General features: G+C 71.7%; 13 protein-coding genes. 5 read left to right on the top strand and 8 right to left on the bottom strand.

Annotation, left to right across the window (positions count from 1 at the left end):
* Positions 1-341: 341 nt before the first annotated feature.
* Positions 342-695, top strand: a complete 354-nt coding sequence (locus tag OH768_RS14955) for a DUF4333 domain-containing protein (RefSeq protein ID WP_406453836.1) — start codon at positions 342-344, stop codon at positions 693-695.
* Between the two features lie 100 nt (positions 696-795).
* Positions 796-1,332 (top strand): hypothetical protein, encoded by a 537-nt coding sequence (locus OH768_RS14960; RefSeq protein WP_406453838.1) that lies wholly within the window; start codon positions 796-798, stop codon positions 1,330-1,332.
* 45 nt (positions 1,333-1,377) lie between these two features.
* On the opposite strand, the gene mycP is transcribed toward OH768_RS14960, so the two are convergent.
* Positions 1,378-2,628, bottom strand: coding sequence for a type VII secretion-associated serine protease mycosin (mycP, locus tag OH768_RS14965; RefSeq protein ID WP_406453840.1), 1,251 nt, complete (start codon positions 2,626-2,628; stop codon positions 1,378-1,380).
* 34 nt (positions 2,629-2,662) lie between these two features.
* Entirely contained in the window at positions 2,663-4,195 is a 1,533-nt protein-coding gene (gene eccB / locus OH768_RS14970) for a type VII secretion protein EccB (protein ID WP_406453842.1), read from the bottom strand.
* 205 nt (positions 4,196-4,400) lie between these two features.
* Between eccB and eccE the strand changes: the two genes are divergently transcribed.
* The 3 genes from eccE to OH768_RS14985 all read left to right on the top strand — a co-directional run bounded on the left by eccE (position 4,401) and on the right by OH768_RS14985 (position 9,818).
* Entirely contained in the window at positions 4,401-5,714 is a 1,314-nt protein-coding gene (eccE, locus tag OH768_RS14975) for a type VII secretion protein EccE (protein WP_406453844.1), read from the top strand.
* The gene (locus tag OH768_RS14980) at positions 5,714-6,460 is read left to right on the top strand and encodes a hypothetical protein (RefSeq protein WP_406453846.1); all 747 of its coding nucleotides are present in this window, start codon (positions 5,714-5,716) and stop codon (positions 6,458-6,460) included. The genes eccE and OH768_RS14980 overlap by 1 nt, the downstream gene beginning before the upstream one ends.
* A gap of 322 nt (positions 6,461-6,782) precedes the next feature.
* A complete protein-coding gene (locus OH768_RS14985) occupies positions 6,783-9,818 on the top strand; it encodes an SCO5717 family growth-regulating ATPase (RefSeq protein WP_406453848.1) in 3,036 nt (1,011 codons plus the stop codon).
* Between the two features lie 75 nt (positions 9,819-9,893).
* On the opposite strand, the gene OH768_RS14990 is transcribed toward OH768_RS14985, so the two are convergent.
* From OH768_RS14990 to infB, 6 genes are all read right to left on the bottom strand, one after another.
* Entirely contained in the window at positions 9,894-10,859 is a 966-nt protein-coding gene (locus OH768_RS14990; protein WP_406453850.1) for a bifunctional riboflavin kinase/FAD synthetase, read from the bottom strand.
* A 150-nt stretch (positions 10,860-11,009) separates the two neighbouring features.
* The gene (locus OH768_RS14995; protein WP_406453852.1) at positions 11,010-14,492 is read right to left on the bottom strand and encodes a trypsin-like peptidase domain-containing protein; all 3,483 of its coding nucleotides are present in this window, start codon (positions 14,490-14,492) and stop codon (positions 11,010-11,012) included.
* A 271-nt stretch (positions 14,493-14,763) separates the two neighbouring features.
* Positions 14,764-15,669 carry a tRNA pseudouridine(55) synthase TruB gene (gene truB / locus OH768_RS15000; protein ID WP_406453854.1) on the bottom strand — a complete coding sequence of 302 codons (906 nt, stop codon included), beginning with the start codon at positions 15,667-15,669 and terminating at the stop codon, positions 14,764-14,766.
* Positions 15,666-16,112, bottom strand: coding sequence for a 30S ribosome-binding factor RbfA (gene rbfA / locus OH768_RS15005; protein WP_359609158.1), 447 nt, complete (start codon positions 16,110-16,112; stop codon positions 15,666-15,668). Before rbfA ends, truB begins: the two co-directional genes overlap by 4 nt.
* A 34-nt stretch (positions 16,113-16,146) precedes the next feature.
* Positions 16,147-16,440 (bottom strand): DUF503 domain-containing protein, encoded by a 294-nt coding sequence (locus OH768_RS15010; protein ID WP_406453856.1) that lies wholly within the window; start codon positions 16,438-16,440, stop codon positions 16,147-16,149.
* Between the two features lie 137 nt (positions 16,441-16,577).
* The gene (gene infB, locus OH768_RS15015) at positions 16,578-19,760 is read right to left on the bottom strand and encodes a translation initiation factor IF-2 (protein ID WP_406453858.1); all 3,183 of its coding nucleotides are present in this window, start codon (positions 19,758-19,760) and stop codon (positions 16,578-16,580) included.
* Between the last annotated feature and the right edge of the window lie 45 nt (positions 19,761-19,805).

A 19,805-nucleotide genomic window follows, 5' to 3' on the forward strand; every position in this document is an offset into this window, starting at 1 on the left:
TTCACACACGCAACTCACGCTGAGCGCAAGCACGTTACCACCAAGATCACCCTCGACATCCCGCCCCATCCCTCAGCACCCCAATGACCTCCATCAGACATTCACCATCGCGATGCAAGTGCAACTCGAATCGCGTTCGAGTCACGGAAACGGCATTGTTTGCACAGTTTGCCCAGGACTCACTGTCACTTGAGAACAACGAGAGAGCGTGCCCAGGGAGCCCGGTTGCGGAAGCGTCGACGGCTTCGACTCAGGCCGGACGGCTCCTCCGGCGGATCCAACGCAACTGCCAAGTATGCTTCGTGACTCCCCTGCCACAATCCCCCACTACGGAGTCCACCATGCCCGCAACTCGGTTGTCCGCAGCAGCATCGATCCTCTTGGCCGTGGCCGTCGGCACACTGCTCGTCGGCTGCTCCGCATCGGTCAGCACCGGGAAGTCCACGCCGAAACTGTCCGCGGACAAACTGGCCACCACGGTCTCCGAGAAGCTCGCCGCAACAACGGGCCAGCCGAAGCCGGACATCACCTGCCCGGAGGACCTCACCGGAAAGGTCGGCACGACCACCCGGTGCAAGCTCACAGCGAGCGACGGCAGCACCTTGGGCGTCACCGTCACGGTGTCCTCCGTCGACGGAGACAACATCAACTTCGGCATCGAGGCCGACACCACACCGTCCCCCGCCGCAAGCTGACCAGAGCATCAAAGGCCGACGATCTGAGGCGTGCCGTTCGCACGGCCGCAGGCGTCAGTCACTCGGACGGTGCTCTGTGGAACTCGGAGAGTGACGCGAAGTGAGGCACAAGACATACATCCTGCGGGGTGTCTCCATCGTCGTCGCCGCTGTCGCCGCGACCGGCTGCTCGACAGACAAGCCGAGTCGGGAGTTCACGGTTCCCAAAGCCCTGTGCGGGGTGTCCGTGCCGGTCGACGCGCTCTCTCGGCTCCTGCCCGCTTCCGGCAAGAAGCTCACCACTGAGGCGGAGGGCTCGACCGACGACGTGCTGCTGTGCACGGTCAAGGTCGACGACGTCATGGTGTTGACGTTGAGCAGGGAGCGCATCGACGCCGGTGACTCGGCGCGGCACATCCTGTTCAACCAACTCCGCATCGCACGGCCGAAGTTCGCGGAGGGCAGCGCCATCGCGTACGCCGACCACGCCGCTGTGTCACTGCTCAAGTGCCGTGGAGCCGGTGTCGTGGAGGAAGACATCAGCACCCTCGTCAACGTCTTGAAACCGGCACGGCCGAACGAGTCGGCCATGAAGAGCCTGATCTCCGACTACACGGCGACGGTCAAGAAACAGGGACCCTGCAAGCGGACCTCCTGAGCGGGTGTCGGGGCTCGCCGCGGGCACCGCGCTTCTCCGCGTCCGTCAACCACCCGCCCCGCCCGTAACCCGCCCCCGCCGCCGACGCGCATCCCGCACCGCCACCGCAGTCCCCCCAAGCCCCGCCACTGCCAGCAGCCCGCCCACGACCACGTACGTGCCCAGCCGGGTGTTCCGTTCGTCCGCTGTCTCGCCGAAGTGGAGGGGGGTCACCGAGGGGGCCTCGGCCTTGGAGACTCCGCCCTCGGGGGCGGGGGACTCGACGGGGTGTTCGGGGTCGACGTCCGTGAGGGCCTTGACCGGGTCGACGACGCCCCAGCCGACGAGGCGGTCGTGGCCGGAGATCGAGCGTTCCGCGGTCTGTTCGATCTGGGCGACGATCTGCCGCGCCGTCCAGTGCGGGTACTTGGCCTTCAACAGGGCTGCCACGCCCGCGACATAGGGCGCCGAGAAGCTCGTACCGTTGTCGGAGCAGTGGCCGCCGCCGGGCACCGTGGAGATCATGTCGACGCCGGGCGCGGCCACGCCGACGAACTCGCCGGACTGGGAGAAGGAGGCGCGTTCGTTGTTGCGGTCGGAGGCCGCGACGGCGAGGACGCCTTCGTAGGAGGCCGGGTAGGTGACCTTGACGTTGCCGCCGAGGCCGTCGTTGCCGGCCGAGGCGACGACCACGACGCCCTTGCCGAGGGCGTCGTCCACGGCCTGCCGGAGGCGGTCGTCGGGCGCCACGGCGTTCGCCGTGTCCTGGGAGATGTTGATGACGCCCGCGCCCTTGGCCACCGCGTCGCGGATCGCCGTCGCGAGGGTCGCGGCCGTGCCGTCGCCCTCCGCGTCGTTCTGTTTGATCGGGATGATCGTCGCGTCGGGGGCCAGGCCCACGAAGCCGGTGCCCTTGGCGGGGCGGGCCGCGATGATGCCGGCCACTCGCGTGCCGTGGCCGACCGTGTCGGTGGTGCCCTGGCTGTTGCCGCGGTCGATCGTCTCGCCCTTGGAGTTCTTGGGGGGCAACAGGTTCTCGCCCTTGGACGCGTCGACCGCCGACTTCAGTTGCTTGTTCTTTACGTCGACACCCGTGTCGATCACGGCCACCTTGACACCCTTGCCGGTGGACTCCGCCCACAACTCGTCGAGATTGACGCGCTGCAGGGCCCACGGGCGGCCCGTGTAGTCCTTCGACGGGAACGTGCACTGGCCGTCGTCCGCCCGCACCGGAGTCACCAGCAAGGGCGACATCGACAGGGGTACGGCCACCATCGAGGCCGTCACCGTGACCCTCAACATCCGCGCGATCAGCATGAGTTGAACCTTCCGATCCCTTCCCCCGTCGCGCCTACGAACCCTGCGGCTGCCGTGCCGCCGCCTCCGACAGGCGGGGGCCCATCGGCAGGAATGTCGACCACTCGGCGGGGACGGGGGTGGGGGTGACCTTCTCGTAGCCGAGGCGGGTCTGCGCGATCTCGGCCTCGCTCAGTTCCTGTTTGCGCTGCGCGGCGGTGGTGCCGATGCCGCTGTCGTCGGTGGCGCTGTCGCTGTTGGACTGCAGGGCGTAGCGCAGGCCGGTGTCGGTGACCAGGAAGACCGGGCCCGCCTTCGCCTCGGTGCCCTTGACCTGGCGGAAGAGCTGGCCGGAACCGGCGGTGACGTAGGCGCTGGAGGAGCCGGTGGGCAACTGCGCCGGGTAGTCGGTGCCGACCCAGGTGGAGAGCGTGGTCTTGTTGTCCGCGCCGACCGAACGCAGCACGTTGCAGACGGTGTTGGGACCGCTGGTGGCGCTGGTGCCGTCGTTGACCGTCTTCGGCTTGTACGTCGGCCAGTTCTTGTCGGCGTCGAAGGTGGTGCTGTCGGCGACCGCGCCGGGGCTGACCTGCTGGGCCTCGCCCGCCTGTCCGACGCCGACGAGGTCACCGCTGTTGAGCAGGAGCGTGGCGGTGAACTCGGAGATACGGGCCACCTTGCCGGGCAGCACCACGTAGTACTGCATGACCTGGCCGGCGTAGGCCTTGATGACCTCGCCGACCTTGTCGTAGTCCTCCAGGAGGGCGGAGGCGTCGGCCTTCGTGCCCGGGGTGCCGCCGGTGATCTTCGGGATGGAGATCTCGTCGCCCTTGTGGAGGGTGTCGAGCCATTCCTGGGAGACGCGTTGCGGGGCGCGGCCCTGGGTGTCGAGGGCCTTGAGCAGTTCGTTGTCCGAGGGGTCGGCGAACTCGTAGGCGGTGCCGTGGGCGTCGACCACGTACTGGGTCCTGCCGTCCGGGGCGACGACGTACATGAGGTCACCGCCGGAGAGCCTGCCGGTGCCCTCCGTCTTCGGCCACTCCTTCTTCGCGAGGACGAACGTCGCCTTCTGGATGGCGCGTCCGCCGGCGCTGGGGCGCTCGCACACGGCCCAGCGCTTGGCCGTCTCGGCCTCGCCGGAGGAGGGGAGTCGGTCAGGGGCGTAGGGGATGCCGATGGTGGCGCCGTGCGGGAGCTTGCCGTTGTCGAGGACGTTCTCGTCGACGGTGATGACGCTGGACTTGTTCGGATCCAGGAGGAGTTTCGCGGAGGCCATGTTGAGGACCGGGTGCAGCTGCTTCTGCTTGTTCTTGCCTGTGGTCAGCACCACGTACCGGGTGGTCGACTTGCTCGCGACGATGACGTGCGACTCGACGTCGGCCCAGCCCTGGGGCGCTGTCGGCTTGAACATGCCGATCCCGCCGAACACCGCGAGGATCACCACGCCGACGACGACTCCGGGGACCAGTGCGCCCAGCGGTTTCGGCGCTCCCTCTTCCGAGCCCGTCGGGGACGGCTGCAGGAAGGACGCGAGCGTGCGGCGCTTCGCGAAGGTGTAGGCGTTGAGTTCGTCGCGCCGTGATGCCATCTGTGTCCGCTCTCTCCCCGTGCGGAGCCGTGGAGGACCTGTGGAGATACGGTCCCTGCCCCCGATTGCCTCTGATACCTCTGGTGTCAGACCCGCCCCCTACTATGCCTGTTGCGTGGGTGTGCTTGTGTCACGGGTAGGGTGCTCTGGCCTTGAGGGGACCAGTGCGCAGGGAATTTCGGGAGAGTTCGGGGGTTTTGGAGTGATGGCTTCCGCAACGCGGAACCGGTCGCGATCGCAATCGGCAGCCGCCTCGGATCACGCGGGCGTTTCGGGTCCGTACCGCGGTTCCTTCACGCCTCATCTGAAGTCGCGTTCGGGGCGCGGGGGTTCGTTCACGACCCAGCGGCTGGTGCTGCTGGAGGTCGCGGCGGCGCTCGTGGTCTCCGGCTGGCTCGTCGGCCCGGTCGCACTCGTGCCCGCGCTCGTGGTCGCCGCCCTCCTCGTGGTCCTCGCTGTCGTACGACGCCGGGGCCGCTCCCTGCCGGAGTGGCTGGGCACGCTGCTGGCACTGCGGTCCCGGGTGCGGCGAGCCGCCAACACCCCGGTGCCGCCGGGGACGGACGCCGGTCTCGCGCCCGCCGTGGAGTGCGACCCGAGCCTGCGGACGTACAGCTACCACCGCGGTGACGACCGCGACCAGCGGCCGGTCGGGATGATCGGCGACGGCGACTTCCTCACCGCGGTGCTCCAAGTGGAGTCCGACGCGGGCGCGTTGCGTGCCGAGCGCGGGCGCAGACCGCTGCCCGTGGGGCTGGTCCGGGACACCCTCGAAGTCGACGGAATCCGCCTCGAATCGGCGCAGATCGTGGTGCACACCCAGCCCGCGCCCGCGCTGCATCTGCCGCAGCAGTCGGTCGTGGTGAGCAACTACGCGCCGCTGCAGGCCCAGACCGGCTCCCCCTCCGTCCGTATCACCTGGATCGCGCTGAAGCTCGACCCCGAGCTGTGCCCCGAGGCGGTGGCCGCGCGCGGCGGCGGACTGGTCGGGGCGCAGAAGTGCCTGGTGCGGTCGGCGGAGCATCTGTCGAGCCGGCTGTCCGGCGCGGGTCTGCGGGCCAACGTGCTCACGGAGGAGGAGCTGACGGCCGCGATCGCCACCTCCGCGTGCGCCAACCCGATGGTGACCGCGCAGGCCGGGCGGAGCGAGGCACCGCAGCGGCGGACCGAGGAGTCCAGCCGCAGTTGGCGCTGCGACAACCGCCGGCACACCACCTACTGGGTGCGCCGCTGGCCCCAACTGGGCGAGTCCGGCACCTCGTTGGCACAGCTCGTGGCCCGGCTGACGGCGGTGCCCGCGCTGGCGACGACCTTCAGTCTGACCCTGGCCCGCGGTGAGCAGCAGGACGTGGCCCTCACCGGACACCTGCGGATCACCGGCCGCAGCAACCAGGAACTGACCGACGCCCGGCGCGAGTTGGAGCAGGCGGCCCGGCAGGCGCGCACCGGCCTGGCCCGCCTCGACCGCGAACAACTCCCCGGCGTCCTCGCCACGTTGCCCCTCGGAGGTGCCCGCTGATGACCATGACGACCACAGAGCCCGCGGCCACCGGTATCGCCTCGCGACTGCGCAGCGGCTTCGGCCTGCTCGGCCCTCGCCATCCGCGCCACTCCCTGCCCGTCGACCAGGTGGAGGCGCTGTCGCTGCCCATCGGGGACGACGGCGTGGTGGTCGGCATCGACCCCGAAGGCCGGCCGGCCGTACTCGGGGTCAACCGCCCGACGCCGTACGACATCCTGCTCATCAGCGGCCTGTGGACGGCCCAGGTGCTGGCGCTGCGCGCGGCGGCCACCGGGGCGCGCGTCGCCGTCGAGACAGGACGGCCGCAGGCCTGGATGCAGATGGTGCACGCGATGGGCGGCGGACAGAACGGCCTCGCGGTGTACGACGTCGGCCGCGTCCCCCCGCAGGGCGCGTCCGCCGGTACGCCCGTGCTGGTGGTGCGGGACTGCGGGATGCGGCCCCCGCGCGGGCGGGTGACGTCGGCGCCCTGGCAGTCGGTACTGACCCTGTTGCCGTATCTCAGCCCGGTCGCACCCCGGTTGATGCGGCAGGCGGGGCTGGTGGGTGTGCAGCGGGTGTCGCCGGACGAGGCGGCCGAGATCGGGCGCGTGATCGGTCTGCCGCGCCCGGACCTGGAGTCACTGCCGACGCTGCCCGAAGGCGTCACGATGTGGTGCACGGAGCGGGACCGGCAGTATGTGATGACCCAGCCGACGGACGCCGAGGTGGGACTGCTGGGCGTGGCCCGCCGCATGGACTGACGGCGGACCGACGGACCGCCGGTGGGGTGGATCCGGCGGATTGAAGTGCCCGAGCTGTCGGGTTTGGTCGATTTCCAGGGGGATTTGGTCCGCTATCGCCGGTCTCGGTCGTGTGGGTGCGCACGAAGGGGTGGGCGGGCCTGCCGAGTCCACGGTTTTGGTGATTAGGCTGGGACAGGGCACGTCACGAGTATCCGCGAGCGGGTGGTGCGTCGCCCAGGACCAGGGGCTCAGGGGGACGACCCGGCGCATCGGACGTTCGGATGTCAAGAACGGTCGCCCCAGCACGGCATGAGGGTGCTCGACCACACCAGGAGGAATTGTGAGCAGCGATCGGGACGGGATCCGCGGGGGCTGGGCCACGCCCGGCGATGACCAGCCCGATGACGAGTCCGCCATCGAGATGACGGGCGAGTTCACGATCGACTACGCCCCGCCGGCCTGGTACACCCAGAACTCGCCGGGCGCGCCCGCACAGGCCCCGCCGACGCCCACACCGCCTACGGCGCCCACCCCGCCTCCGGCGCAGACTCCGGCGAACGGTACGGCCACACCGCCCCCGCCGCCGTCGCCGGGCGGCCTCCCGTTCTCGACACCGGCGCTGCCGAACAACCCCGGCTTCCCGTCCGCCTGGACAGCCTCGGCCCTGGTCTCCGACGAGGACGAGGACGACTCCGAGAACGGCGACCTCGTGAGCGGCGCGACCATGCGGATCTCGGCCGCCGCGCTGAAGCGGGAGATCACGGAACGGGGTGGGGTGACGAGCCCCGCGCCGGGACAGACCGACGCGGAGGCCCTGGTGACTCCGGTTCCGGCTCCGGCCGAGGGTTCTGTACGGGATGCCAGTGGTGCGGAATCGGGCTCCGGGGAAGGGGAGTTCGAGGGTTCCGAGGGTTCCGAGGGTTCCGAAGGCGAGGTGCCCGGTGGGGTGCTTCCGGCCGACGGTGAGCTGACGGAGACCCCGGAGAACGATGACGCCGCCGAGGTGAGCACACAGGACGAGGACGGCGCGGTCGCCGAGTCGGAGAGCGTGGACTCGGCTGAGGCCGAGGCTCAGGCCGAGGACGAGAGCGCCGACGACGCCTCCGCGATCGCTGCGCCCGCCGCGGACGCCGATACACCCCCCGCCACCGCCCCCGCGGCCGAACCGAGCGACACCGACACCCCGGCCTCCACACCCGAGGCCGACGCCCCGCAGCCCGCTGCCACCCCGGCCACCGGTGCCACCGGCGACATACCGCCCCTTCCGGCCGCCTGGTCTCGCCCACCGGCCCCGCAGAGCGGGGTCCCGCCCCTGCCACCCTCCTACCAACCCGCCGCCCCGGCCCCGGCCGACCAGTGGCCCACACAGCCGCAACCCCAGCCCCAGGCTCAGGCTCAGCAGCCCCCGGCCGTGAACCCCGCGCCGCCTCAGCCGCCGTCGCCACCCCAGCAGCAGCCCGCCTTCCAGCAGCCGCAGGCACCCCAGACCCCCCAGCCCGCACCGGCCGCATGGACCGCCCCCGCTCCACAGGGCCCGGCACCCACGCCCCCGGCCCCGCCGCAGAGCGGTTACGGCTTCCCCCAGCCACCCCCTCCGCCCGCGCCGCCGACTCCGAACGAACAAGGTGGCTACGGCTTCCCCCAGCCCCCGGCCCAGCAGAACCAGCAGGGCAGCTACGGCTTCCCGCCACCGGCACAACACGGCCGGCCGGGCACCCCCCAGGTACCGCCCCCCGCACCGCAGAACCAGCAAGGCGCCCCGCACTCCGGGCCCGCCCCCACCCCGCCGGACCAGCAGGGCGGCTACGGCTTCCCCCCGCCTCCCGCTCAGCAGGACGGCTACGGCTTCCCCCACGCCCCCGCGCCCGCCCAAGACGCACCCCGCCCCGGCTTCGCCCCTGAGTCCTGGTCCGACGCGGCGCAGCCGCCGCACGCACCCCAGATCCCACAGCAGGCCGGCGACCCACGGCACCCCGGTCCGCCCCCGCAGGCACCCCAACAACCGCAGGCGCAGCCGCAACCGCTGCCGCCGCAGTCCCACCCCCAGGCTCCCTCCGCGCCCCCGGTCGATCCCCGCACCGGTGCCGCCTGGCCGCAGCCCATGCAGCACGACCAGCGGCAGCCGGTGAACCCCGGTGCCGCGCCGCTGGGTTACACCGCGGCCGTGGAGCTGTCGTCGGACCGGCTGCTCAACAACAAGAAGCAGAAGGCGAAGAGCGGCCGGCCCGGTGCCTCGCCCTCACGGTTCAAGCTGGGCGGCAAGAAGGAAGAGGCCGAGCGGCAGCGGAAGTTGGAGCTGATCCGCACGCCCGTGCTGTCCTGCTACCGGATCGCGGTCATCAGCCTCAAGGGCGGTGTCGGCAAGACCACGACCACCACCGCGCTCGGCTCCACCCTCGCCACCGAACGCCAGGACAAGATCCTCGCGATCGACGCCAACCCGGACGCCGGCACGCTCGGCCGCCGGGTGCGCCGCGAGACCGGAGCCACCATCCGCGACCTGGTCCAGGCGATCCCGTACCTCAACTCGTACATGGACATCCGCCGGTTCACGTCCCAGGCGCCCTCCGGTCTGGAGATCATCGCCAACGACGTCGACCCGGCCGTCTCGACGACCTTCAACGACGAGGACTACCGGCGCGCGATCGACGTGCTGGGCAAGCAGTACCCGATCATCCTCACCGACTCCGGTACGGGTCTCCTCTACAGCGCCATGCGCGGTGTGCTGGACCTCGCCGACCAGCTCATCATCATCTCGACCCCGTCCGTGGACGGTGCCAGCAGCGCGAGTACGACGCTGGACTGGCTGTCGGCGCACGGGTACGCGGACCTCGTCTCACGCTCGCTCACCGTCATCTCGGGGGTGCGCGAGACCGGCAAGACGATCAAGGTGGAGGACATCGTCAGCCACTTCGAGACACGCTGCCGGGGTGTCGTGGTCGTGCCGTTCGACGAGCATCTCGCCGCCGGTGCGGAGGTCGACCTCGACATGATGCGGCCGAAGGTCCGGGAGTCGTACTTCAACCTCGCGGCCCTGGTCGCGGAGGACTTCGTCCGCCATCAGCAGATGCACGGCCTGTGGACGAGCGACGGCAACCCCCCGCCGGTGCTGGCCCCGCCGATGCCGGGCCAGCAGGGTTACCCGGGAGCGCAGGGCTACCCCGGCCAGCAGGGTTATCCGGCGCAACAGCAGCCGTACCCGGGCCAGCCCGCGCCCGGCCCGTACCCCCCGCAGCAGCCGCAGCAGCCGCAGCACCAACCGCCGCCGCAGCCTGGCCAGCAGTTGTACGGCCAGCAGCCCTACCCTCAGCACCCGGGCTACGCCCAGCCGCCGGAGGGCACCCCGCCCCCGCCGTCCGCACCCCCGCAGCAGTAACCCACCGCCGAACACGAAGGGCGGCCGGTGCCCAAAAGCACCGGCCGCCCTTCGGCGTCGTAGAAACGAGAACAGCTACTCGGCGTCGCCGGAGTCCGTGTCCGCCGAGATCAGTTCCCGGCAGCGCTTCACGTCCTGCGCGATCTGCTCCAGCAGACCCTCCAACGAGTCGAACTTCGCCTGGCCGCGCACGAAGGCGAGGAAGTCGACGGCGACATGCAGGCCGTAGAGGTCGAGGCCGACGCGGTCGATGGCGTACGCCTCCACCGTGCGCTCGGTGCCGTCGAACTGCGGGTTCGTGCCGACGGAGATCGCGGCCGGCATGGCCTCGCCCTCGACATGGAGGTATCCGGCGTAGACGCCGTCCGCCGGGATGGCTGTGTGGGGCAGGGTCTCGACGTTGGCCGTCGGGAAGCCCATTTCGCGACCGCGCTGTGCGCCGCGCACCACGACACCCTCGACCCGGTGCGGGCGGCCGAGAATCTCGCGGGCGCCCTCGACATCGCCCTCGGCGACCAGCCGCCTGGTCAGTGTGGAGGAGAAGGGCTCGCCGCCGCCCGCCGCACCGCTCACGTAAAGATCCACCACCTCTACCTCGAAGTCGTATGTCCTGCCCTGCTCGATCAGGAAGGCCACATTGCCCGCGGCCTTGTGGCCGAAGCGGAAGTTGGGGCCCTCGACGACCGCTTTCGCGTGCAGCTTGTCCACCAGGACCTTGACCACGAAGTCGGCCGGGGACAGCTTGGAGAACTCTTTGGTGAACGGCAGGATCAGCGCCGCGTCGACGCCCAGCTCGGCCATCAGTTCGGCACGGCGGTGGTGCGGGGCGAGCAGCGGGGGGTGGCTGCCGGGGCGCACGACCTCGCTGGGGTGCGGGTCGAAGGTGACGACGACCGAGGGAACACCCAGCTCACGGGCGCGTTCCACGGCATGCCGGATGATCAGCTGGTGCCCGCGGTGGACCCCGTCATAAGAACCGATGGTGACGACACTGCGCCCCCAGTCCTCAGGGATGTCCTCCAAGCCACGCCAGCGCTGCACTGTGACCGCTCCTCATCGAACCCGTGTCCGTATGTAGACCTGTGTCATTGACCTCTTACGCAGGTCTAAGGGTGCCATGCCGGGAACCTGCGACCCGCATCGGCATGGAGGCTGTGACCGGTCGCACGTACGGAACACGAGATGCGCGGCCTACGCGGGAACCCCCACCCCCGCCAGGTTCTCGATCATGCGCCGTGCGCTGGGTCCGACCACCGCGGCCCAGTCCTCCGGGGTGTCCGCCAGCCAGCGGGCCATCAGGGCGGCGAAGCCGGGCACATGGCGGCCGAGGTCGACGAGTCCGCGGTCGAAGCGGGTCGCTCCGGCGGGGGTGCGGACGAGCAGCCGGCCGGTCCGGTGGACGAGGTCGCGGAGTTCGTCGTCGTCGCGCCGGGCCGCCGCGTGCAGCAGGGCGTCCAGTACGGCGGGGTCGTGCTCGTGCGCGAGCAGGAACTCCAGGAGTTCGCGGCGCAGCGGGCGGGAGGCGGGGGTGCCCGAAGCGGCGAGCACGCCGGCGAGGGCCGTCCGCACCGGTTCCGGGCCACCGTCCAGGAGGCCGGTGACCAGAGGGAGGAGGACGGCCCGTGCGGTGGGGCCGTGGTCGAGGCACCGGTCGACGTAGACCCCGAGGTGGGCGGCCGTCTCCGGCCACCGTACGACGGTCTCGCGGACCAGGGCGGTGGCCCGGCGCACGAGGGCCGGGTCCGTGACATCGGCGAGGGTCCGCACCGCCTCGCTCGCGTGCGGTCCGTGCAGACGGGTCCGGAAGGCCTCCAGGACCGGTTCGGGGTGGGTGGTCAGGGCGGCGGCCAGCGCGCTCGGCGGGAACTGCGGGTCGCCGGACGCGAAGTGCCGCAGCGCCTGCGGGAGATGGCGGGCGCGGGTGTACGGATCGCGGACGAGGAGGGCGAGCGCCCCGCCGTGCAGGGAGCGGTCGGCCGGGCGGGCCAGCAGGAACTGGGCGGCGTAGCACAGGAGTTCACGGTCGGCCTCGGTCCGTACGTGCGGGGCGGCGCGCAGCCCGTACGCCACCGCCGCCACCCGCCGGCCCGGCCGCTCGTCGTGCGCCCATCGGTCCACCGCCCGGCACAAGGCCGACGGCTCCTCCTCGGCGAGTACGGCGAGGAGTTCGTCGGCCCGCCCGTGCGCACAGCCGACCAGCACCTCGGTGAGATCGTCCAGCGCCCGCCGCCGGTGCGTGTGCAGCAGGGCCTGCGCGGCCGTCGCCACGGTCGCGTGCGGGGTCGCGGGCAACGGCCGCTCGTCGTCGAACCAGCGGGTCAGCAGCGGCTGTACGGTGCCGGGGTCGGCGGCGAGCAACTCGGCGGCGGTGTCCAGGAATCGGGGCCCGCCGCCGTCCTGCGGAGCACCGTCCGCGAGCACCAGCCGCCGCAGCAGCTCGAACCGCTCGGCCTCCGGCAGCGCCAGCAAGGTCCAGAAGCCCGGCCCGAACTCCGTTGGTACGTCGTCCTGTTGCTGCCGTCGCGCCAGCAACTGGTCGACGAGCAGCCGCAGTACTCCGCTGTACGGCATCGCGTCGGGCACCCGTGCCAGTACCTCGGCGAGCAGCCGCGCGGCCCACCAGGAGTGCGGGTCGGCGTCCAGTGCCTGCGCCAACTCCTTCAGCCGTAGCGCGAGTTGACCGGTGCCGTGCTCGCGGGCGAGGAGCAGCAGGGCCTGTACGACGGGGCCGATGCGGTGGTGCGGGACGGGGAGGAGATACGCGGCCCGCTGGGTGCGGGGGCGGTGCACGAGAGCGTGCAGCGCCTCGTCGAGGTCGAGGTGCGTGCCCTGGATCCAGTCGGCCAACTCCTCGTGGGCGAAGCGGTATCCGGTACCGGCCGGCACGAGCAGGCCCTCGGTGAGGACGGCGGACGCCCACCCGGTGCCGCCGCCGAGCCGCGCCGGTGCGGGGCCCCACGGGAACACCGCCTCGAACGCCTCCCGGCCCAACTCCCCCTGCCCCGGCCCGAGACTGCGCCGCGCCGCTTCGTGCACCTGCCCGGACACCTTGGCGGCGAGCCGTCGTACGGCGGTGCCGCGCAGGCCGTTCTCGGCGGCGAGGCGGACGGCGATGCGGAGGCACATGAGGTCGAGGTAGGCCGAGAACACGTCGTCGCGGTGGAGTGGGGCGGCGGGGGCGGCGGGCAGCGCGGCGAGCACCTCGGAGAGGAGGCTGAGGGTGAGGGGGTGACGGGCGTCGGGGTCGGCGAGGACGTCCTCCGGAACGCCGTAGGCCGCGCGGGCCCGGCGGGCTTCGTCGTCCCGCAGGTCACCCAGGCGCACGCAACTCTCCGAGGTGTCCCCGGAGTACAGCAACTCCCTTGGAAACCCGGCCCCTTCCCAGTACTCCGCCCTGCACCCCACCACCAACCGCGCCCCGCTCCCCCGCAGCCACTCCCCCGTCCCCCGGGTCCACTCGTCCAGCCGGTGGGCCAGCACGGACGGCATCTCCTCGGGCCCGTCGAGGAGCAGCAGCAGAGGCCGGCCGGCGTCGTCCGCGACCCGCGCCAGCCTCTCCGGGCCGACGTCGCCGAGGCCGCCGGGCAGAGCCACGGACGCGGCCAGGATGCGGGACGCCCGCTCCACCGTCCGCCGTACCGCGTCCGCCACCGACGCGTCGCCGTCGTGCAGATCGGCGCCGCGCAGCCACAGCGTGGGTGCCGGTTCCGCACCGCCGCCGCGCCGGGCGGCGAACGCCGCGAGTTCCGTCGTACGGCCGCTGCCCGGGGGTCCGACGAGGCCGAGCACGGCGGCCGGACCCATGGTGAAGCGGGCGAACTCCCTTGCCAGCGAAGGGCGTTCGACCGGCCGGAGCATGGACGGGCCGTCGAGGCCGTGGCCGGGGCCGACGAAGCCCGCGAGCGTACCCGGCGGGCCGTCCGAGCCCACCGAGGTGGCCGTCAGTTCCAGCACACCTGCCAGATTGAGGTCGGCGCCGTACGCGGGCACGGTCGCCGCGTTGCGGGCGAGGAGTTCGGCCAGTGGGCCGTCGGGCGCACGCAGGGGTACCGCGAAGCCCGTGTCCTGCTGCCCGGACTGCAGCGCCGTGCCCAGGACGCCGATCACCGCGCCGGTCACCGTGTCGAGGACCGGTCCGCCGGCCGCTCCGCCGCCCAGCCGCAGCGCGTCCCGGCCGGACGTGCCGATCGCCAACTCCAGTGCGTCGTCCAGGAGATGGAAGCGGTCGGTGGCCGTGTACGTGACGGAGGTCGCGCCCAGGACGCGGGCCTCGCGCCAGCAGCCCGCGGCGATCCGTACGTAGGTGCCGGTCTCGATCCGGTCCCGGACGGTGACGGGGAGCGGGTCGACGCCGAGTCCCTCGGTGCGGACGAGGGCCAGGTCGAGGGCGGGCAGCGGGGTCACCGCGTCGGCGGTCACCAGGCAGCTGCGGTCGCCGGCGGCGTGCAGGACGAGCCGGGGCAGTCCGTCGACGGCCTCGTGGCTGGTGATCACCGTGCCGTGGTGGTCGGCGACGAATCCGGTGCCGCGCGGGCGTCCGGCCAGATCGCGGATCCGCACCAGAGCCTCGTCACCCGGCAGCTGCGCGTCATTCGGCGCCTGCGCGTCGGCCGCGGTGGCGCGCTCCTCCTGCATGTGACGGCCGCCGCCCGCCCGCGGGCCCCGTCCCACCATGGTCGAACCTCCCCGCTGTACCCCTGCCCTGTGTTCGACGGTAGGCGTGGCGTGATCAGCGGGACAGATCGCGTGGTGAACGCGCCCCCTTCCGCTCCCTCGGTTCACTCCGAGCGCCTGCCCAGGTGGGTGAATAGACGCGGAGGGTTGGATACACCCTAGGGGTGGGGGAACCGAGGGGGGACCGTGGAGCGGCGGGAACGTGGACCCCGTGACCGCCGCTCCACGGGGGGGGGAGTCGAGCCCCCGGAGAGGTCTCCGGGGGTATCGCTCAGGCGAAGACCGCGAGGCTCTTGGCCTTGCCCTTCTGTGCCTCCACGAGCGCCAGGAAGCGGCCCTCGGGGTCGAAGACGCCAACCGCGCCGACGCCCGCGTACTCCTCGGGGATGTCCAGGCGGACTCCGTTGAGCAGCAGCTTCGCCCGCCGGTCGTCCACCGACCAGCGCGGGAACGCGGCCTCTGCGGCCTCGGCGATCGGCATCACGGTCAGCTCCTGCTGGAGCTGGTCCAGGGTCCTGGCCGAGTCCAGCTTGTACGGGCCGACGCGGGTGCGGCGCAGGGCGGTCAGGTGGCCGCCCACGCCCAGGTCCGCGCCCAGGTCGCGGGCGAGCGCCCGGATGTAGGTGCCGGAGGAGCAGACCACGGAGACCACCAGGTCCAGGACGGGGGTGCCGTCCTCGGCGACGGCGTTCCGGACGTCGTAGACCGCGAAGGAGGAGATGGTGACGGGGCGGGCGGGGATCTCGAAGTCCTCGCCGTCGCGGGCCCGTTTGTACGAGCGCACGCCGTTGATCTTGATGGCGCTGACCTTGGACGGGACCTGCATGATCTCGCCGCTGAGCTTGGCGATCCCGGCGTCGACGGCCTCCCGGGTGACCTTCGAGGCGTCGACCGACTCCGTGATCTCGCCCTCGGCGTCGTCGGTCAGGGTGTTCTGGCCCAGGCGGATCGTGCCCAGGTACTCCTTCTCCGTCAGCGCGAGATGGCCGAGGAGCTTTGTCGCCTTCTCGACACCGAGGACGAGCACGCCCGTCGCCATGGGGTCGAGGGTGCCGGCGTGCCCGACGCGGCGGGTGCGGGCGATGCCGCGCATCTTGGCGACCACGTCGTGCGAGGTGAAGCCCGACGGCTTGTCGACGATGACAAGGCCGTCGGGCGTCTGGGTTTTCTGCGTCATTCGGCGGCGTCGTCCTCGTCGTCGTCCGGCTTCTTGTACGGGTCCGCGTCGCCCGCGTAGGCGGCGCCCGCCGAGACCTCCCGCACCTTCTGGTCGGACTGCCGTGCCTTGTCGAGGAGGTCCTCGATGGTCTTGGCGGTGTCCGGCAGGGCGTCCGCGACGAAGGTGAGGGTCGGCGTGAACTTCACGCCGGCCGCGGCACCCACGGCCGAGCGGAGCACGCCCTTGGCGCTCTCCAGCCCGGCGGCGGCTGCCGCGCGCTCCTCGTCGTCCCCGTACACGGTGTAGAAGACGGTCGCCTCCCTCAGGTCCCCGGTGACCCGGGTGTCCGTGATGGTGACGTGCGAGCCGAGCCGCGGGTCCTTGATCCCGCGCTGCAGCTTCTGGGCCACCACCTCTCGGATGAGGTCCGCCAGCCTCTTGGCACGCGCGTTGTCGGCCACTGGTCCGTCTCCTTAGTAACTACGTCTGCTTGCTTCAGTCTTCGTCGCTGTGGAGCCTGCGTCGAACCGAGAGCAGTTCCACCTCGGGCCGCCCGGCGACGAGTCGCTCGCAGCGGTCCAGTACGTCGGTGAGGTGTCCCGTGTCCCCGGAGACCACCGCGAGCCCGATCTCGGCCCTGCGGTGAAGGTCCTGACTGCCCGTCTCGGCCGCGCTCACCGCGTACCTGCGCTGGAGTTCGGCCACGATCGGACGGACGAGAGAGCGTTTCTCCTTCAGCGAGTGGACGTCGCCGAGGAGCAGATCGAAGGACAGAGTCCCCACATACATGTGTGTCCGGATGTCCCGCCGGTTCGGGGTATGGGCGCCGGTCTTGGACGCCGATACAGGAACCGTACACGCAACGGCCGGGGCCGATCGACGGAATTGTGCTCCCGCCGACCGGCCCCGATCGCGTGCTGTGACGATCAGCCGCGAGGCTTCTCGCGCATCTCGTACGTCGCGATGACGTCGTCGACCTTGATGTCGTTGAAGTTGCCGAGGTTGATACCGCCCTCGAACCCTTCGCGGATCTCGGTGACATCGTCCTTGAAGCGACGCAGACCGGAGATGGTGAGGCTCTCCGCGATGACCTTGCCGTCGCGGACGAGGCGCGCCTTGGTGTTGCGCTTGACCTCTCCGGAGCGGACCAGGACACCGGCGATGTTGCCCAGCTTGGACGACTTGAAGACCTCGCGGATCTCCGCCGTGCCGAGCTCGACCTCCTCGTACTCCGGCTTGAGCATGCCCTTCAGGGCCGCCTCGATCTCCTCGATGGCCTGGTAGATCACCGAGTAGTACCGGACGTCGACGCCCTCGCGCTCCGCCATCTGCGCCGCGCGGCCCGCAGCGCGGACGTTGAAGCCGATGACGATCGCGTCGGAGCCGGTCGCCAGGTCGATGTCCGACTCGGTGACCGCACCCACACCGCGGTGCAGGACGCGGATGTCGACCTCTTCACCGACGTCGAGCTGGAGCAGTGAGGACTCGAGAGCCTCCACCGAACCGGACGCGTCGCCCTTGATGATGAGGTTGAGTTCCTGCACCAGACCGGCCTTGAGGGCCTCGTCCAGGTTCTCCAGGGAGAACCGGACTCCGCGCCGGGCGAAGTTGGCGTTGCGCTCGCGCGCCGCGCGCTTCTCGGCGATCTGACGTGCCGTGCGGTCCTCGTCGACGACGAGGAAGTTGTCGCCGGCGCCCGGGACGTTGGTGAGACCCAGGACCAGGACGGGGGTCGACGGACCTGCTTCCTCAAGGTTGTTGCCGTTGTCGTCGAGCATCGCCCGGACCCGGCCGTACGCGTCGCCGACCACCATCGTGTCGCCGATGCGCAGCGTGCCGCGCTGGACCAGGACCGTCGAGACGGCGCCGCGACCGCGGTCGAGGTGGGACTCGATCGCGATGCCCTGCGCGTCCTGCTCCGGGTTGGCCCGCAGGTCGAGCGAGGCGTCCGCGGTCAGGACCACGGCCTCCAGCAGCTGGTCGATGTTCAGACCCTGCTTGGCGGAGATGTCGACGAACATGGTGTCGCCGCCGTACTCCTCGGCCACCAGACCGAACTCGGTGAGCTGACCGCGCACCTTGGTCGGGTCGGCGCCCTCGACGTCGATCTTGTTGACCGCGACCACGATCGGCACGTCGGCCGCCTTGGCGTGGTTCAAGGCCTCGATCGTCTGGGGCATCACACCGTCGTTGGCCGCCACCACGAGGATCGCGATGTCGGTCGACTTGGCACCACGGGCACGCATGGCGGTGAACGCCTCGTGACCCGGGGTGTCGATGAAGGTGATCCTGCGCTCTTCGCCGTTGACCTCGGTGGCGACCTGGTACGCGCCGATGTGCTGCGTGATGCCGCCGGCCTCGCCCGCGACGACGTTCGTCTTGCGGATGGTGTCGAGGAGGCGGGTCTTGCCGTGGTCGACGTGACCCATGACGGTCACGACCGGCGGACGCGCGACGAGGAACTCCTCGCCACCCTCGTCCTCGCCGAACTCGATGTCGAAGGACTCGAGCAGCTCGCGGTCCTCCTCCTCGGGGCTGACGATCTCGAGGACGAAGTTCATCTCGTCCGCGAGGAGCTTCAGCGTCTCGTCGGAGACGGACTGCGTGGCAGTGACCATCTCGCCGAGGTTCATCATCACGCCGACGAGCGACGCCGGGTTGGCGTTGATCTTCTCGGCGAAGTCGGTGAGCGAGGCACCGCGCGACAGACGGACGGACTGTCCGTTGCCACGAGGCAGCATCACACCGCCGACCGACGGGGCCTGCATGGCCTCGTACTCCTGGCGCCTCTGCCGCTTCGACTTGCGACCACGGCGCGCGGGACCACCGGGACGACCGAAGGCGCCCTGTGTGCCACCACGGCCACCCGGACCACCGGGACGACCGCCGAAGCCGGGACGGCCACCGCCGCCACCGGCGGGAGCACCCGGACGGCCGGCGAAACCGCCGCCACCGCCACCGGGACCCGCGGGACGACCGGCGAAACCGCCACCGCCGCCACCGGGACGACCGGCGAAGCCGCCGCCGCCACCAGGACGACCGCCGCCGCCGCCGGGACCGCCCGGACGACCGCCGCCGGCACCGGGACCACGGCCACCGGGGCCGCCACCGGGACGGGGGCTGCTACCCGCAGCGGGACGCTGCGGCATCATGCCGGGGTTCGGACGGTTGCCACCGGGGCCACCGCCCGGACGCGGAGCGCCGCCCTGCGGGCGGGGCATGCCGCCCGGGGTCGGACGCGCGCCGCCGGGAGCACCCGGACGGGCACCGCCCGAAGCACCCTGCGGACGGGGACCGCCCTGACCGGCACCCTGCGGACGCGGAGCGCCACCGGGAGCACCACCCGGGCGGTCCTGGCCGCCGGGACGCGGGGCACCGCCGGGACGGGGCGCCGAGGGGCGCGCCATGCCGGTGGAGCCGCCGGAGGTGAACGGGTTGTTGCCCGGACGGGGACCGGCCGGACGAGCACCGGGGCGTGCGCCCTGGCCACCCGGACGCGGAGCGCCGGGACGGTCGCCGCCACGCTCGGGGCGATCGCCACGACCCTGTCCGCCCTGGCCGGGACCGGCCGGACGGGCAGCGCCCGGACGGGGCGCCTGGCTCGCCGGACGCGGGGCGCCCGGACGAGGTGCGGAGCCGCCGGTGGAGGCAGGGGCGGCCGGAGCCGCGGGAGCCGCCGGAGGCGCGGTGAACTCGGGCGCTGTCGGCGCCGGCGAGACCGGGGCGGGCCGCGGCGCGGGCCTCGGGCCCGGACGGGGGCCACCGGTGGAGGCCGGGGCGGCGGGCGCGGCCGGGGCTGCGGGAGCCGCGGCGGCGCTCTCGGCGACGACCGGCTTCGGGGCCGGCGGACGCGGGGCGGCAGGACCCGGACGGGCACCCTGCGCCGGAGAGGGGGCTCCCGGACGGGCCGGGGCAGCCTTGCGCGCGGGGGCGGGCTTGCCGCCTCCGCTGCCCTGCTGGAGGGCGTCTGTCAGCTTGCGTACAACGGGCGCCTCGATCGTCGAGGACGCCGAACGGACAAATTCACCGAGTTCTTGGAGCTTGGCCATGACGACCTTGCTCTCCACCCCGAACTCCTTGGCGAGTTCGTATACCCGGACCTTAGCCACTTCGCTCCTTTTAGGTCCGGGTGCGTCCGGACCGTCGCTACTTCA

This window comes from Streptomyces sp. NBC_01622 (genome assembly GCF_045209635.1).
Classification (GTDB): domain Bacteria; phylum Actinomycetota; class Actinomycetes; order Streptomycetales; family Streptomycetaceae; genus Streptomyces.